This window comes from Streptomyces sp. NBC_00310 (genome assembly GCF_036208085.1).
In the GTDB taxonomy this organism is placed as follows: Bacteria; Actinomycetota; Actinomycetes; order Streptomycetales; family Streptomycetaceae; genus Streptomyces.
Map to the genome: position 1 here is coordinate 7,458,475 of NZ_CP130714.1, position 14,369 is coordinate 7,472,843.

Genomic DNA, 14,369 nt, shown 5'->3' on the forward strand with positions numbered 1-14,369 from the left:
ACGCTGGATATGCCCACTCTTCTAAGATCCATTCCCGCTCTTTCGGGTAATAGCACCGACACGCTCCGTGATGGGAGGCTTGATCGCGAGATCGGTGACCGCGATATCAGTGCACACCCGGAGGGGAATCCGTATGTCGGTAGGCGAAGAGGTTCGCTCGCAACAGGACCAGCCGCAGCAGAGTCTCGGCACGGCCGCTGCCCGGAACCTGGCCACCACCACGAAGTCCACACCCCAGATGCAGGAGATCAGCTCGCGCTGGCTGCTGCGCACCCTGCCGTGGGTGAACGTGCAGGGTGGCACGTACCGGGTGAACAGGCGGCTCACCTACGCGGTCGGCGACGGCCGCGTCACCTTCGTGAAGACCGGCGACCAGGTCGCCGTCATCCCCGCGGAGCTCGGCGAACTGCCGGCCCTGCGGACCTACGAGGACATCGACGTGCTGGGCGAGCTGGCCCAGCGGTGCGAGCAGCGGGAGTTCGCGCCCGGTGATGTGCTGGCCGAATTCGGCAGCCAGGCGGAGGAGGTGTTCCTCCTCGCCCACGGCAAGGTCGAGAAGATCGGCACCGGGCCCTACGGCGACGACGCGGTCCTCGGCGTGCTGGCCGACGGGTCCTACTTCGGCGACCAGGCGCTGCTCGACCCCGAGGCGATCTGGGAGTACACGGCCCGCGCGGTCACCGCGTGCACGGTGCTCGTCCTGCCGCGTCGGGCCGTCGAGCAGCTCGCGGAGCGCGCCGAGAGCCTGAGCGAGCACCTTCAGGAGCAGCGCGCGATCCCGTCGCAGCGCACCAACAAGTACGGCGAGAAGGAGATCGACCTCGCCGCCGGCCACAGCGGTGAGCCGGACATCCCGCACACCTTCGTCGACTACGAGGCCGTGCCGCGCGAGTACGAACTCAGCGTCGCCCAGACCGTCCTGCGCATCCACACGCGCGTGGCCGACCTGTACAACCAGCCGATGAACCAGACCGAGCAGCAGATCAGGCTCACGGTCGAGGCGTTGAAGGAGCGGCAGGAGCACGAGCTCGTCAACAACCGGGAGTTCGGCCTCCTCCACAACTGCGAGTACGACCAGCGGCTCCAGCCGCACGACGGTGTGCCCGGCCCGGACGACCTGGACGAGTTGCTCAGCCGCCGCCGGGGAACCAAGCTGCTGCTCGCCCACCCGCGCGCGATCTCGGCGTTCGGCCGCGAACTGAACAAGCGCGGACTGGTCCCGGAGACCATCGACATCGCGGGGAACCGCATCCCCACCTGGCGCGGCGTACCGATCTACCCGTGCAACAAGATCCCGGTGACCGAGGCCAGGACCACCTCGATCATCGCCATGCGTACCGGCGAGGACGACCAGGGCGTCATCGGCCTGCGGGCCGCGAGCATCCCGGACGAGATCGAGCCCAGCCTGTCCGTGCGCTTCATGGGCATCAACGAACAGGCGATCATCAAGTACCTCGTGACGGCCTACTACTCGGCCGCGGTCCTGGTTCCCGACGCGCTCGGCGTTCTGGAGAACGTCGAGATCGGCCGCTGGCGGTGACCTTGTCCGACCGGACGCCGTGTCCCCGCCCGTCAGGGCGGGGACACCCCGGCACCACGCGCCCGGCGACAGCGGAACCGCCACCGTCCGCGGACTCTCCGAGGCGATCCCATGGGTGAGTTCATGACGGAGACGAAGCAGGGACCCGCCGAGACCCTGGACAGCGGTGGCGCACCGAGCGGCGAGATCCCGAAGCGGCGGAGGCCCGTGGCGGCTGCCCCGGCTCCGATCGAGGCGGGGGAGCCGCCGGGGGAGGGGGAAGCCGCGAGGCCCGTGGAGTCTTCGGACGTCGTGTACGGGGTGGGGGCTCCGGAGCCGGATGAGTTCCTGGATCCGGCGGGAGCCCTGGACCGGAGGGCGGCTCTGGACCCGAAGGGGGGCGGGGATCGGGATCGGAAGGGAGGTCTGGATCCCGAGGGAGCAGGAGAGCCGGCGCGGGCCGTGCCCTCCGCCGCCGACCGGGGGCCGGTCGGCCGGCCGGGCGGGGCGAGTGCGTTCGACGGGCAGGAGGCGGCGGGGATCCTGGAGCAGGGTCGGGTGTCCGTCGATCCCGAACTACGCCGGGCCGTCGGGTCGTTGCCCGGTTCGATGCGCCGGGTCGCGCGCTACCACTTCGGCTGGGAGGACGCGGACGGTACCCCGGTCGCGGGGAAGGCGGGCAAGGCGATACGTCCCGCGCTGGTCCTCGCCGCCGTCGCCGCGCTCGGCGGGCGCGAGTCCGTCGCCGTACGGGCCGCCGCCGCGGTGGAGCTGGTGCACAACTTCACGTTGCTGCACGACGACGTGATGGACCGGGACGCCACCCGCAGGCACCGGGCCACCGCGTGGACCGTGTTCGGGATCCCCGACGCGATCCTCGCCGGGGACGCGCTGCAGGCCCTGGCCCAGCGACTGCTCGCCGAGGACCCGCATCCGGCGTCGGCCGCGGCCTCCGCGCGGCTCGCGTCCTGCGTCGTCGAACTGTGCGCGGGCCAGCACACGGACACCGAGATGGAGGGACGCCGGCCCGAGGACGTGACCCTCGACGAGGTGCTCGCCATGGCCGAGGCCAAGACGGGCGCGCTGCTCGGCTGCGCCTGTGCGCTGGGCGCGTTGTACGCGGGCGCCGATGACAAGGACGTCGAGGCCCTCGACGCCTTCGGGCGGGAGGCCGGACTCGCCTTCCAGCTCATCGACGACGTGATCGGCATCTGGGGCGACCCGAGTCGCACCGGCAAGCCGGCCGGGGCGGATCTCATGGTCCGCAAGAAGTCCCTCCCGGTGGTCGCCGCTCTCGCGTCCGGCACTCCGGAGGCCGTCGAACTCGCCGAGCTGTACGGACTGCCGTACGAGGAGGGCGACCTGGAGCGCACGGCGCTCGTCGTGGAGCGGGCCGGCGGTCGCGACTGGGCGCAGAGCCAGGCGGCCGACCGTATGGCGCGGGCCACGCACGAACTGTCCCGTGCGGTCCCGGAACCGGCGTCGGCCGGTGGGCTTCTCGCGCTCGCCGAGTTCGTGACGCGCCGCAGCAGCTGACGCGGTGGCGGAGGCCGCGTGATTCCGGTGAAGCCCCGGACGCGCCGGCACCGTGGGGACCTGACCCCGCACGGTGCCGACGCCTCCGGTCAGGGCGGGTCCCGCACATCCCCACGGTGTGCGGGGCCCGTCGCGTCGTGGAGCCCGAGCGGTGGCCGGTGCCGCGGTACTAGTGCTCGGGGACGATCGTCCGCACGACGCGTTCCATCAGGCCCTCGGGGGCGGTGACACCGGGGAGGGCGTCGTCGAGGACGTCCGGCAGGGTGAGGTGTTCGAGCAGGAGGCCCTGCATGGCCAGGTAGAGGACCATGACGGTCTCGTCGCCGCCGGGGAGTCCCGCCTCGCGGTGGAACCGCATGCCGAACTCCAGCTCCCCGCGCACCGACTCGGTGTACGAGGCGTGCAGGGCCGGGCGGCGGGTGGCTTCGAGGCGCAGCTCGAGGTGGGCGAGATAGCCGGTGCGGTCCCCCGTCACGCGGGCCAGCAGGTCGCGCATGAAGGCCATGACCAGGGTCCGGTCCTTGGGCGATGCGAGCAGCTCTTCGATCACGGCCGGGTCGGGGGTCAGACGTTCCTTCAGCCGGGCGTCGATCTGGTGGAGAAGGGCGTCGCGGTCGGCGAAGTAGTTCGACGCGGTCCCCACCGGCACTCCGGCCTCGGCGTCCACCGCCCGGAACGTCAGCCCGCGCGCGCCCTCCCGCGCCAGCACCCCCACCGCCGCGTCCAGCAGAGCGGCCCTGCGCTCCGGGTTCCTGACCATCCGGGCTCCTCCCTACGTGAAGCAGTATCCAAACACCTTGCAACCACTACAGGTGAAGTACTATAACTGACGTGGTTGAGTGAGTGGCAGGGACGCGACTCACTGTCGGACGAGGGAAAGAGACCGGTTTGCGCAAGCTGACGTACTTCGTCGCCTGTTCGATCGACGGCTTCATCGGGGACCAGGACGGCGACGCGTCGTACATGTATCCCTACGTGGTGGGGGACTTCGCCGCCTACCTCAATACGGAGCACCCGGACATCAACCCGAGCCATGTGCGTCGGCTCATCGGCACCGACGGCCTGGCGAACAAGAACTACGACACGGTCGTCCAGGGCCGCGCCAGTTACGACGTGGCGTTGAAGGAGGGCATCACCAGCCCGTTCGCCCATCTGCGCGAGTACGTCGCCTCGCGCACGCTGAAGGAGTCACCCGACCCGAACGTCGAGATCATCTCGGACGACCTGGTCGGCAGGATACGAGAGCTCAAGGCGGAGGACGGCGAACTCGGCATCTACCTGTGCGGCGGCTCGGCGGTCGCGGGCGCGCTGATCGACGAGATCGACGAGCTGATCATCAAGACCTACCCGGTCGTGCAGGGCACCGGCATGCCGATGTTCGGCTCCGGGTTCGCCCTCACCGAGTTCACGCTCGACGAGGTGCGCGGCTTCGACAACGGAGTGGTCGTGCGGACGTACAGCAGGAGGCGCTGACGGGCGTCGCCGAGCGGCCGGTCCGCAGCGCACCCGAGGCCGGTCGCCGATCGTCCGCGTACGACGGGGAGCGCCCCGGCCCCGTCGGTCATACCCTGAGGACATGGGCATCGACGAGCAAGTCTGCCCGGTCTGCGGACAGCCTGTGGCCACGGTCGTACGGCGGCACAAGACGCTGGGAGCGTGGGTACCCGTGTGGCGTCCGGGTCCGTGCAGGAATCACGAGTGTGCGGCGTACGTCGACGCGGCCGTCGAGGCCGAGGAGGCAGCCGCGGAGAAGCCCCGGGCCGTGGCCCGGCGGACGAGCGCCAGCCATGGCGCGCCGGGAGATCATGGGACGCACGGTGGTCATGACGCGCACGTGGGGGACGCCGGCGCACAGGTCGAGGTGAGGCCCGAGACCGCTGAGACCGCTGAGGCGGCTGAGGCGAGGACCGAAGAGAAGACCTGACGAGGGGCTCGGCCGGGGGCCTCGGTCCGCGGCCCGAGAAGTGGGGTTCGTCGGCTCCGGAAAACCCGGGGGAACGGGAAAACGTCGCGCGAGTGTGTCGAGAAGTGTGGGACGGCTCCGACGTCTCCTGTGAGAGCCGCCCGCCGTGGGTGGTTCGAACCGAGGACGACGAAGGAGCGGACTCATGAAGTACCTGATGATGGTGCTGGGCACCCAGGCGGACTACGAGGGCATGCGCGGCAAGGCCTCCGAGCACGCCCCGGCCTGGACGCCGGAGCAGCTGCAGGCCATGTACGCCCACATGGGAGCGATCAACGACGACCTCGCCGAAACCGGGGAGATGATCGACGGGCAGGGGCTGGCCGAACCGGCCCGGACCCGGTTCGTCACGGCCGGCGCCGACGGCAAGCCGGTGGTCACGGACGGGCCGTACCCGGAGACCAAGGAACTGCTCGCCGGCTACTGGCTCCTGGACTGCGCGAGCCTGGACCGGGTCACGGAGATCGCGGCCCGCGTCGCCCGGTGCCCCGGCCCCGAGGGGCTCACGGAGTACCCGGTGGTCATCCGGCCGGTGCTGGAGGGAGCGGGGGACATCTGAGCCGACGGAAGACGGTCGGACAGCGAGAGGTTCGGCAGGTCGGGATGAACGAGGTCGAGGGCCTGCTGCGCCGGTGCGCGCCGCAGGTCCTCGGCGCGCTGGTGCGGCGGTACGGGCATTTCTACGCCGCCGAGGACGCCGTACAGGAGGCGTTGCTCGCGGCGGCCGGGCAGTGGCCGGCGAACGGGGTGCCGGACAATCCGCGAGGGTGGCTGATCAAGGTGGCCTCGCGGCGGCTGACGGACGCGTTGCGCAGTGAGGAGGCACGGCGGCTGCGGGAGGAGAAGGCGGCCGCGTTGACGCCGCGCGACGCGTTCGTGGCGCCGGAGCCGGGGGCGGACCGGGCGCCGAACGAGGACGACACACTGACCCTGCTCTTCCTGTGCTGTCACCCCGAACTGTCGGTGCCCGCGCAGATCGCGCTGACGTTGCGGGCGGTCGGCGGGCTGACCACGGCCGAGATCGCGCGGGCCTGTCTGGTGCCCGAGGCGACGATGGCACAGCGGATCAGCAGGGCCAAGCAGAAGGTGCGGGGGGTGCGGTTCGGGCGGCCCGACGACTGGGAGTCGCGGCTGCCCGCTGTGCTGCAGATCCTCTATCTCGTGTTCAACGAGGGATACACGGCCACGTCCGGGGCGACTCTGCAGCGGGCCGACCTGGCGGTCGAGGCGATCCGGTTGACGAGGACGGTGCATCGGCTGCTGCCCGGGGATCCCGAGGTGGCCGGACTGCTGGCGCTGATGCTGCTCACCGATGCGCGGCGGGCTGCTCGGCAGGATGCGCGGGGTGAGTTGGTGCCGCTCGACGAACAGGATCGCGGTCGATGGGACAGGGCGGCCGTCGCGGAGGGGGTCGAGCTGGTGACCCGGGCGTTGGTGGGGTCGAGGGGGACGGGGCGGGCGGGGCCGTACCAGGTGCGGGCGGCCGTCGCCGCGGTTCATGACGAGGCGGACTCGTACGACGCCACGGACTGGCGGGAGATCCTCGGGCTGTACGACGTGCTCGTGGAGCTGGTTCCCGGGCCGGTCGAGCGGCTGAACCGGGTGGTCGCGGTGGCCATGGTGCGGGGGGCGCGGGCCGGGCTCGCCGAGTTGGAGACGCTGGGGGAGGAGCCGGCGGGGATCGGGCATCGGGTGGAGGCGGTGCGGGGGCATCTGTTGGAGCGGGCGGGGGAGTGGGCGGATGCGCGGGCCGCGTACGAGTCGGCTGCGCGTCGGACGCTGAGTCTGCCTGAGCAGAGGTATTTGCTGGCGCGGGCGGGCCGGTTGCCGGGGTAGGGGGCCTGGCCCGCCGCTCTCGCCCACGCCGCCCTTGCCCGTTCCCGTCCCCAGGGGCTGCGCCCCTTCGCCCCCGCCCCCTCCCTTGCCCTGCCCGCGTCCGTCCCGTTTTCGCCGGACCCCGCCCGCCGGGGGCGCTGCGTCACCCCGCCTTCGGTGGCAGCCCGCCCGTCTCCGGGGACCGGCCCGTGAGGCAGTACGTGCCGCCTGCCGGGTCGCGCATCACGGTCCAGTGGGGGTGGCGGGCGACGAAGGTGGCGCCGAGGGCTTCGTGGTGGGCGCGGGTGGTGTCGATGTCGGCGCAGGCGAGGTCGAGGTGAGCGGAGGCGGGGCGGGCGGTGTCGAGGCGGTGGAGGAGGATGCGGAGGGGGAGGCCGGCCGGTGGGCGCAGTACGTGGAACTCCGGGAGCGAGCCCGGGTGGGATTCCCAGCCCGACAGGGCCGCCCAGAACGCGACCTCGCCTTCGAACCGGTCCGGCGCCACGTCCAGGCACACCTGGTCCAGCCGGCTTCCCTCGACCACCGGCGGCCGCACGGACTCCCCGTGCCACGGCACCGCGCAGAAGAGCTGCCCGGCGGGCGAGCGCAGCACCGCCCAGCCGTCGTGCGGTGCGACCACCCCGGCGCCGAGCCGGACCGCCCGGTCGACGAACGCGGGGACGTCCTCGACGGCGAGGTCCGGATGCGCGCCGCCGTCGCCGGACACGACACCCTGCGCCTTCACGCACGCGTCGCCCGTCTCGGGCAGCAGGGTCACGAACTCACCCTGCTCGCCCCGCGGTTCGGACAGCTCGGTCGCCGTGACCGCCGTCCAGAAGGCACACGCCCGCTCGAACCCGGCCACCGGTCGGTCGACGAAGACATACGTCCACCGAACCGCCCCGCCCGCCGCGATCCCGCCCCACCCGCCGTCCCCGCTGCCGTTCCCGCCCACTCCACCCACAGCGCCGCTCCCTCTCGTACGGTCCGGCCCTCACGGCTGAACGACTCGTACGGTCTCCCGCCGCCCCGCCCCGCGCAACGAGGTTTCCGCCGGTCCGCCGGTCCGCCGGTCCGCCGGTCCGCCGGTCCGCCGGTCCGCCGGTCCGCCGGCCCGTCGGCCCGCGTCGGCCTACGTCCGGCGCTGCATGAAGCGCAGCATGTTGCCCGCCGGGTCGCGGAAGGCGCAGTCGCGGACGCCGTAGGGCTGGTCCATGGGCTCCTGGAGGACGTCGGCGCCGGAGGCCTCGACGCGGGCGTAGAGGGCGTCGCAGTCGGTGGTGGTGAAGTTGACGCCGCGGAGGACGCCCTTGGCGAGGAGCGTGGCGATGGTCTCGCGGTCGGCGGGGGAGATGTCGGGGTCGGCGGCGGGCGGCTCCAGGACGATCTCGACGTCCGGTTGGAGACGGGAGCCCACGGTGACCCAGCGCATGCCCTCCCAGCCCACGTCACCGCGGACCTCCATGCCCAGCACGTCGCGGTAGAAGGCGAGCGCCTTGTCGTGGTCGTCGACGGCGAGGAAGCACTGGGCGAGCCTCACATCCGGAGCCGGGAGCCTGTTCGCCGCGTTCGGATCGTTCGGATCGTTCGTAGCCATGACCTCACGCTAGGACGCTTCGCCCGGTTCCGCCGTGCGTATGCGATGCCGGGTCGGCCGGGTCAGGCGCTTGGCCACGCACGCGGGGATCGCCGCGCTCTCCTCGTGCGAGCGGGCGCGGTACGCGCTCGGCGTCTCGCCCACCAACTCCGTGAAGCGGGAGCTGAAGGAGCCCAGCGACGTACACCCCACGGCCATGCACACCTCGGTGACCGTGAGGTCGCCGCGGCGCAGCAGCGCCTTGGCGCGCTCTGTCCGGCGGGTCATGAGATAGCCGTACGGGGTCTCGCCGAAGGCCGCGCGGAAGCTGCGCTGGAAGTGCCCGGGGGACATCAGCGCGGTGCGGGCGAGGGCCGTCACATCCAGCGGCTCGGCGTACTCGCGGTCCATGCGGTCCCGCGCCCGCCGCAGCCGCACCAGATCGTCCCGGTTCATGCCGACAGCATCGCACCGACCACTGACACAACGGGGAGGAAAGGGGGGCGATCGCCGGGGAGCGAGCGTCCGGCAGGTCCGGAGAACAGGACCGCACCCGGACCGTCATGGACGCCGTGTTCGGCAGCCTGCGGACCGGGTGCGGACAGGATGACCAGACGACCAAGGAAATCGCAGGTCAAACGGCATGATCGAAGATCAGGCCTTCTTGGTCTCCCAGAAGATCTTGTCGATCTGGGCGATGTAGTCGAGCGCCTTCTGGCCCGTCGCCGGGTCGGTCGACGCCTTGGCGGCCGAGAGGGCCTTGAGGGCGTCGTTGACCAGCTGGTGCAGCTCCGGGTACTTCTCGAAGTGCGGAGGCTTGAAGTAGTCGCTCCACAGCACCGAAACGTGGTGCTTGGCGAGCTCGGCGCGCTGCTCCTTGATGACGGTCGCGCGAGCCTGGAAGTGAGGGTCGTCGTTGGCGGCCATCTTGTCCTGCACGGCCTTCACCGACTCCGCCTCGATGCGGGCCTGGGCCGGGTCGTACACACCACAGGGCAGGTCGCAGTGGGCGCTGACCTTGACCTTGGGGGCAAACAGGCGGGAAAGCATGGAGCATTCCTTCCTCGTGATCGTCTTCTCAGGTGGGACATTACTCCCTGCGAGAGAGGTTTTCGCGAGTGCCCCCATGGGCTTAGGACAAAAGTCCGGGGTCAGACTGGGACTGTGGAGGAACGAACCGGGGAGGTGCCGGGGATGCCGGAGCTGTCGCAGGAGAGCGAGCGGGGGAGGGCCCTCCTGCCCTTCGGGGTGGCCGAGGTCACGGGACCGTCCATGGTTCCGACGCTGCGTCACGGGGACCGGCTGCTCGTCCACTACGGGGCCCGCCTGGGGGTCGGTGACGTGCTGGTGCTGCGGCATCCCTTCCAGCAGGACCTGCTCGTGGTCAAGCGGGCCGCCGAGCGGCGCGACGGCGGCTGGTGGGTGCTCGGGGACAACGCGTACGCGGGCGGGGACAGCACCGACTACGGGGTCGTGCCCGACGAACTCGTGCTCGGCAAGGTCCGGTTCCGGTACCGGCCACGGCCGGACGGTCAGCGCTCGCCGTTCGCGCTCGCCGGCTGGGCGCTGTCGGCGGCCCGCCCCGTGTTCTGCGACCGGTCGGCCTCCAGGCGTTTGCGGGCCCGGTAGGCCGCCACGTTGGCCCGGGTCGCACAGCGGTCGGAGCAGTAGCGCCGGGAGCGGTTGGTGGAGGTGTCGAGGTAGGCGTTGCGGCACGGCGCCGCCTCGCACAGGCCGAGCCGGTCCACGCCGTACTCGGTGAGGTGGAAGGCGAGGCCCATCGCGGCGATGGCGGCATAGCCCGCGGTCGCGTTCGAGGGATGGTCCGCCAGGTGCATGTGCCAGAGCGGGCGGCCGTCGTCGTCCCGGTGGTTGTGGCCGGAGATCTGCGGGCTCACCGGGAACTCGAGCAGGAGGGAGTTCAGGAGGTTCACCGCGAGCGTCTCGTCGCCGCCGTCGGCCGCCTCGAACACCGAGCGCAGCCGGGCTCGTACGCCCCTGAACCGGGTCAGATCGGCGTCCGCCGCACGGCGGGCGGCCTCCTGATTGGCACCGAAGAGCTCACGCACCGCGTCGACCGTGGTCAGGGAGTCCTTGCCGCGACCCGGCTCCTCGCTGTTCACGAGCCGTACGGCATAGTCCGAGTAATAGGCCAGTTCCACTTGTAGTCCTTACGGGGGAGCTCTATTGTCGTGGGGCGGGTCAGGTAATAGCTGCTCGTGCTTACAGGGTATTACGCGGTAGGTGGATGAAGCGGTAGCGCGAGGAAGGGGACCTCACATGACCACCACGACCGGGACCGACTGGCATGCCTGGCAGGAGAGCTGGGACCGACAGCAGGAGATGTATCTGCCGGACCGTGAGGAGCGGTTCCGGGTGATGCTGGACATGGTCGAGGCCTTCGCCGGCCCCGAGCCCCGCGTCCTCGACCTCGCCTGCGGTACGGGTTCCATCACGTCCCGGCTGTTCGCGCGGTTCCCGAAGTCCGTCAGCACCGGCGTGGACCTCGACCCCGCGCTCCTCGCCATCGCCGAAGGCACCTTCGAGGGCGACCGGCGGGTCACCTTCGTCACCGCCGACCTCACCGACCCCGACTGGACGACCCGGCTGCCGTACGACTCGTACGACGCCGTCCTGACGGCCACGGCCCTGCACTGGCTGCACAGCGAACCCCTCGCCGCCCTCTACGGTCAGGTCGCGGAACTCGTCCGCGACGGCGGTGTCTTCATGAACGCGGACCACATGATCGACGAGTCCACGCCCCGGATCAACGCGGCGGAGCGCGCGCACCGGCACGCGGGTATGGAACAAGCCAAGGCGGACGGCGTCGTCGACTGGGCCGCATGGTGGCAGCTCGCCGCCCAGGACCCCGTCCTCGCCGCGCCGACGGCCCGCCGTTTCGAGATCTACGGAGAGCATGCCGACGGCGACTTCCACAGCGTCGACTGGCATGCCCGCGTCCTGCGCGAGAAGGGCTTCGCCGAGGCCCGCGCGGTGTGGTGCTCGCCCTCCGACTCGCTGGTGCTGGCGGTGAAGTAGGCCGCCCCGCCCGTGTACACGAGTGAGGGGCGGTACGGGATTCCGTACCGCCCCTCACCTGTGCGTACCGGTCAGAGGACCTTGGACAGGAACGACTGGGTCCGCTCCTCCTGAGGGTTCGTCAGCACGTCACGGGGGTTGCCGGACTCGACCACCACACCCCCGTCCATGAAGACCAGGCTGTCGCCGACCTCGCGGGCGAAGCCCATCTCGTGGGTGACGACGACCATCGTCATGCCGGACTCGGCCAGGTCGCGCATGACGTCGAGGACGTCACCGACCAGCTCCGGGTCGAGCGCCGACGTCGGCTCGTCGAAGAGCATCAGCTTCGGCTCCATGGCCAGCGCCCGGGCGATGGCCACGCGCTGCTGCTGGCCGCCGGAGAGCTGGGACGGGTAGTTGCCCGCCTTGTCGCCGAGACCGACGCGCTCCAGCAGCTCGCGGGCGCGCTCGCGGGCTTGGGCCCTGCTGACGCCCTTGACCTGGACCGGCGCCTCCATGACGTTCTCGGTGGCGGTCATGTGCGGGAACAGGTTGAAGCGCTGGAAGACCATGCCGATGTCACGGCGCTTGACCGCGACCTCGCTGTCCTTGAGCTCGTAGAGCTTGTCGCCCTTCTGGCGGTAGCCGACCAGCTCACCGTCGACGTACAGCCGGCCGGCGTTGATCTTCTCAAGATGGTTGATGCACCTGAGGAACGTGCTCTTGCCGGAGCCGGACGGGCCGATGAGGCAGAACACCTCGCCGGTCTGCACCTCCAGGTCGATGCCCTTGAGGACCTCGACGGGGCCGAACGACTTGTGGATGCCCTCGGCCTTCACCATGGCGGTCATGCCGAGACTCCCTTCGGGCGGCGCACGGGCAGCACGGCCGTCTTGAAACGCTGCATCGGTGTCGGCGGGAGGGTCCGGGAGGAGCCCTTCGCGTAGTACCTCTCCAGGTAGTACTGCCCGACGCTGAAGATGCTGGTCAGGACCAGGTACCAGGCGGCGGCGAGGAACAGCATCTCCACGATGGCGCCCGAGCCCTGGCCGATGTCCTGGGCCGCCTTGAGCAGATCCACGAACTGCACCGTCGAGACGAGCGACGTGGTCTTCAGCATGTTGATGACCTCGTTGCCCGTGGGCGGCACGATCACGCGCATCGCCTGCGGGATGACGATCCTGCGCAGCGTCTTGGAGTGGCTCATGCCGAGCGCGTGCGACGCCTCGGTCTGGCCCTCGTCGACCGACAGCAGACCGGCGCGGCAGATCTCCGCCATGTACGCGGCCTCGTTGAGACCGAGGCCGAGCAGCGCCGTCAGCAGCGGCGTCATGAAGGACGACCAGTAGTCCTTGTAGATCGGGCCGAGGTTGATGTACTCGAAGACCAGGCCCAGGTTGAACCAGACGAAGAGCTGGACCAGGACCGGCGTGCCACGGAAGAACCAGATGTAGAACCACGCGATCGACGAGGTCACCGGGTTCCTGGACAGCCGCATCACGGCGAGCAGGATGCCGCCGACGATGCCGATCACCATGGACAGCACGGTGAGCAGGAGGGTGTTCAGGACACCCTCGATGATGCGGTCGTCGAAGAAGTACTCGGGGATCACGCCCCAGTTGATCTTCTTCGCCTGCGCGAACGCGTAGATGATCGAGCCGAGCAGAGCGAGCGCGATGGCCGCGGACACATAGCGCCCCGGGTGCCGGACCGGAACGGCCTTGACGGCCTCCGGGCCGGCGGGGGGAGTGTCCGAGGGACCGTCCGTCTTGCTGACGTCAACAGTCACGGGTGGAGCCTTTGCCTTTCAGAACCGAGCCGAGAATCAGGAGCCGCCGTTGACCTTGGCCTCGGTGATCGCGCCGTCCTCGACGCCCCACTTCTTGATGATCTTCTCGTACTCGCCGTTGTCGATGATCGCCTGGACGGCGGCCTGCAGCGCGTCACGCAGCTCGTTGTTGTCCTTGGCGACGGCGATGCCGTAGGGGCCGGCCTCGACCTGGTCGCCGACGATCTCGAAGTAGTCGCCGCCGCCCGAGGTCTTCACCGAGTACGCGGCCACCGGGTAGTCGGCGGAGACGACGTCCGCGCCCTTGGAGCGCATCCGGGTCTCGGCCTCGGGGTTGGTGGCGAAGTCCTCGATCTTGAGGGCCTTCTTCTTGTCGTCCTTGCACTTCTTCGCCTGGTCCTTGGCGAGATCGTGCGAGAACGTGTTGCGCTGCACGGCGATCGTCTTGCCGCAGAGGTCGTCCCAGGTCTTTATGCCCTGGTCGTCGCCCTTGTTGGTGTACAGCGAGACACCCGCGGTGAAGTAGTCGACGAAGTCGACGCCGGCGCCGACCTTCTTGCCGGTGTCGCCGTCGATGCCCTCCTGGCGGTCCTTGGTGTCGGTCATGGCCGACATCGCGATGTCGTACCGGTTGGCCGCCAGGCCACCGATGAGGGTGTCGAAGGTGGCGTTCTGGAACTTGAAGTCCACACCGAGCTGCTTGCCCATCGCGGCGGCGATGTCGATGTCGATGCCGACGACCTTGCCGGATGCGTCCTTGTACTCCACCGGCGCGTACGCGATGTCCGAACCGACGTTGATCACGCCCTTGTCCCGGAGGGCCGCGGGGAGCTTGGCGGCCAGCGGGGCCGCGCTGGTGGACGTGGAGTCGGAACCGTTGTCCTTGCTCTTGGTCTGGTCACCGCAGCCGGTGAGCAGCAGGGCGCCCGCGACCGCGATCGCTCCGACCGCGGCTGTCCGGGAGCGCAGGCCGGTCGTACGACAGGTGGTGCTTGCGGTCATGGTGGGTTCCTCCGGCGGGGTGGTGTGGAGTTGCCGACAGGTCGACGATTAACACGCGTCTTCGAGTGTGGCGACCTCGTGTGATTACGGCATCTTGCCATTCGGTCATGCGCATTCAGGTGACCAGCCATGTCAAAATCGGATAACG

The 14,369-nt window shown here is 70.2% G+C and carries 17 protein-coding genes; 8 read left to right on the forward strand and 9 right to left on the reverse strand.

The features are described from left to right. Positions 1-133: 133 nt before the first annotated feature. Both OG202_RS32785 and OG202_RS32790 read left to right on the forward strand, forming a co-directional pair. On the forward strand, positions 134-1,540 hold the full coding sequence (locus OG202_RS32785) for a family 2B encapsulin nanocompartment shell protein (RefSeq protein WP_326577639.1): 1,407 nt from the start codon (positions 134-136) through the stop codon (positions 1,538-1,540). Between the two features lie 111 nt (positions 1,541-1,651). After that, on the forward strand, positions 1,652-3,055 hold the full coding sequence (locus OG202_RS32790; RefSeq protein ID WP_328223995.1) for a family 2 encapsulin nanocompartment cargo protein polyprenyl transferase: 1,404 nt from the start codon (positions 1,652-1,654) through the stop codon (positions 3,053-3,055). A gap of 169 nt (positions 3,056-3,224) precedes the next feature. Here the strand turns inward: OG202_RS32790 and OG202_RS32795 are convergent, their stop codons facing one another. After that, on the reverse strand, positions 3,225-3,815 hold the full coding sequence (locus OG202_RS32795) for a TetR/AcrR family transcriptional regulator (protein WP_327727857.1): 591 nt from the start codon (positions 3,813-3,815) through the stop codon (positions 3,225-3,227). A 128-nt stretch (positions 3,816-3,943) separates the two neighbouring features. Here OG202_RS32795 and OG202_RS32800 point away from each other — a divergent pair, with 128 nt between their 5' ends. From OG202_RS32800 to OG202_RS32815, 4 genes are all read left to right on the forward strand, one after another. Next, positions 3,944-4,528, forward strand: coding sequence for a dihydrofolate reductase family protein (locus OG202_RS32800; protein WP_327727856.1), 585 nt, complete (start codon positions 3,944-3,946; stop codon positions 4,526-4,528). 103 nt (positions 4,529-4,631) lie between these two features. After that, positions 4,632-4,979: a hypothetical protein gene (locus OG202_RS32805; RefSeq protein WP_326585987.1), complete on the forward strand. Its 348-nt coding sequence runs from the start codon at positions 4,632-4,634 to the stop codon at positions 4,977-4,979. Between the two features lie 184 nt (positions 4,980-5,163). Beyond that, on the forward strand, positions 5,164-5,577 hold the full coding sequence (locus tag OG202_RS32810; protein ID WP_326577635.1) for a YciI family protein: 414 nt from the start codon (positions 5,164-5,166) through the stop codon (positions 5,575-5,577). A gap of 44 nt (positions 5,578-5,621) precedes the next feature. Then, positions 5,622-6,854: an RNA polymerase sigma factor gene (locus tag OG202_RS32815; RefSeq protein ID WP_328223996.1), complete on the forward strand. Its 1,233-nt coding sequence runs from the start codon at positions 5,622-5,624 to the stop codon at positions 6,852-6,854. Positions 6,855-6,996: 142 nt separating this feature from the next. Here OG202_RS32815 and OG202_RS32820 read toward each other — a convergent pair whose 3' ends face one another. From OG202_RS32820 to sodN, 4 genes are all read right to left on the reverse strand, one after another. After that, positions 6,997-7,788: a VOC family protein gene (locus OG202_RS32820; RefSeq protein ID WP_327732120.1), complete on the reverse strand. Its 792-nt coding sequence runs from the start codon at positions 7,786-7,788 to the stop codon at positions 6,997-6,999. A 177-nt stretch (positions 7,789-7,965) separates the two neighbouring features. After that, positions 7,966-8,430: a VOC family protein gene (locus OG202_RS32825; RefSeq protein WP_327727855.1), complete on the reverse strand. Its 465-nt coding sequence runs from the start codon at positions 8,428-8,430 to the stop codon at positions 7,966-7,968. A gap of 9 nt (positions 8,431-8,439) precedes the next feature. After that, positions 8,440-8,865, reverse strand: coding sequence for a helix-turn-helix transcriptional regulator (locus OG202_RS32830; RefSeq protein ID WP_326577632.1), 426 nt, complete (start codon positions 8,863-8,865; stop codon positions 8,440-8,442). A gap of 198 nt (positions 8,866-9,063) precedes the next feature. Next, a complete protein-coding gene (gene sodN / locus OG202_RS32835; protein ID WP_005480378.1) occupies positions 9,064-9,459 on the reverse strand; it encodes a superoxide dismutase, Ni in 396 nt (131 codons plus the stop codon). Between the two features lie 144 nt (positions 9,460-9,603). On the opposite strand from sodN, the gene sodX reads away from it, so the two are divergent. Next, entirely contained in the window at positions 9,604-10,038 is a 435-nt protein-coding gene (sodX, locus tag OG202_RS32840; protein ID WP_327732119.1) for a nickel-type superoxide dismutase maturation protease, read from the forward strand. Here sodX and OG202_RS32845 read toward each other — a convergent pair. Then, complete coding sequence (locus OG202_RS32845) at positions 9,942-10,571, reverse strand: CGNR zinc finger domain-containing protein (protein ID WP_326577631.1); 630 nt, start codon at positions 10,569-10,571, stop codon at positions 9,942-9,944. The two genes, sodX and OG202_RS32845, sit on opposite strands and share 97 nt — an antisense overlap. A 118-nt stretch (positions 10,572-10,689) precedes the next feature. Here OG202_RS32845 and OG202_RS32850 point away from each other — a divergent pair, with 118 nt between their 5' ends. Further along, positions 10,690-11,448 (forward strand): class I SAM-dependent methyltransferase, encoded by a 759-nt coding sequence (locus tag OG202_RS32850; RefSeq protein ID WP_326577630.1) that lies wholly within the window; start codon positions 10,690-10,692, stop codon positions 11,446-11,448. Positions 11,449-11,519: 71 nt separating this feature from the next. Here OG202_RS32850 and OG202_RS32855 read toward each other — a convergent pair whose 3' ends face one another. Genes OG202_RS32855 through OG202_RS32865 form a run of 3 tightly spaced genes read right to left on the reverse strand, consistent with a single transcriptional unit; the run spans position 11,520 to position 14,221 of the window. Beyond that, entirely contained in the window at positions 11,520-12,281 is a 762-nt protein-coding gene (locus tag OG202_RS32855; protein WP_326577629.1) for an amino acid ABC transporter ATP-binding protein, read from the reverse strand. Continuing rightward, entirely contained in the window at positions 12,278-13,219 is a 942-nt protein-coding gene (locus OG202_RS32860) for an amino acid ABC transporter permease (protein WP_326577628.1), read from the reverse strand. The genes OG202_RS32855 and OG202_RS32860 overlap by 4 nt, the downstream gene beginning before the upstream one ends. Positions 13,220-13,255: 36 nt before the next feature. Then, on the reverse strand, positions 13,256-14,221 hold the full coding sequence (locus tag OG202_RS32865) for an ABC transporter substrate-binding protein (RefSeq protein WP_326577627.1): 966 nt from the start codon (positions 14,219-14,221) through the stop codon (positions 13,256-13,258). Positions 14,222-14,369: the final 148 nt, after the last annotated feature.

Coding starts and splice junctions, on each gene's coding strand:
- OG202_RS32790 (WP_328223995.1), top strand. CDS start 1,652: ATGGGTGAGTTCATGACGGAGACGAAGCAGGGACCCGCCGAGACCCTG.
- OG202_RS32795 (WP_327727857.1), bottom strand. CDS start 3,815: ATGGTCAGGAACCCGGAGCGCAGGGCCGCTCTGCTGGACGCGGCGGTG.
- OG202_RS32810 (WP_326577635.1), top strand. CDS start 5,164: ATGAAGTACCTGATGATGGTGCTGGGCACCCAGGCGGACTACGAGGGC.
- OG202_RS32855 (WP_326577629.1), bottom strand. CDS start 12,281: ATGACCGCCATGGTGAAGGCCGAGGGCATCCACAAGTCGTTCGGCCCC.
- OG202_RS32830 (WP_326577632.1), bottom strand. CDS start 8,865: ATGAACCGGGACGATCTGGTGCGGCTGCGGCGGGCGCGGGACCGCATG.
- sodX (WP_327732119.1), top strand. CDS start 9,604: ATGCCGGAGCTGTCGCAGGAGAGCGAGCGGGGGAGGGCCCTCCTGCCC.
- OG202_RS32850 (WP_326577630.1), top strand. CDS start 10,690: ATGACCACCACGACCGGGACCGACTGGCATGCCTGGCAGGAGAGCTGG.
- OG202_RS32815 (WP_328223996.1), top strand. CDS start 5,622: ATGAACGAGGTCGAGGGCCTGCTGCGCCGGTGCGCGCCGCAGGTCCTC.
- OG202_RS32805 (WP_326585987.1), top strand. CDS start 4,632: ATGGGCATCGACGAGCAAGTCTGCCCGGTCTGCGGACAGCCTGTGGCC.
- OG202_RS32785 (WP_326577639.1), top strand. CDS start 134: ATGTCGGTAGGCGAAGAGGTTCGCTCGCAACAGGACCAGCCGCAGCAG.
- OG202_RS32865 (WP_326577627.1), bottom strand. CDS start 14,221: ATGACCGCAAGCACCACCTGTCGTACGACCGGCCTGCGCTCCCGGACA.
- OG202_RS32825 (WP_327727855.1), bottom strand. CDS start 8,430: ATGGCTACGAACGATCCGAACGATCCGAACGCGGCGAACAGGCTCCCG.
- sodN (WP_005480378.1), bottom strand. CDS start 9,459: ATGCTTTCCCGCCTGTTTGCCCCCAAGGTCAAGGTCAGCGCCCACTGC.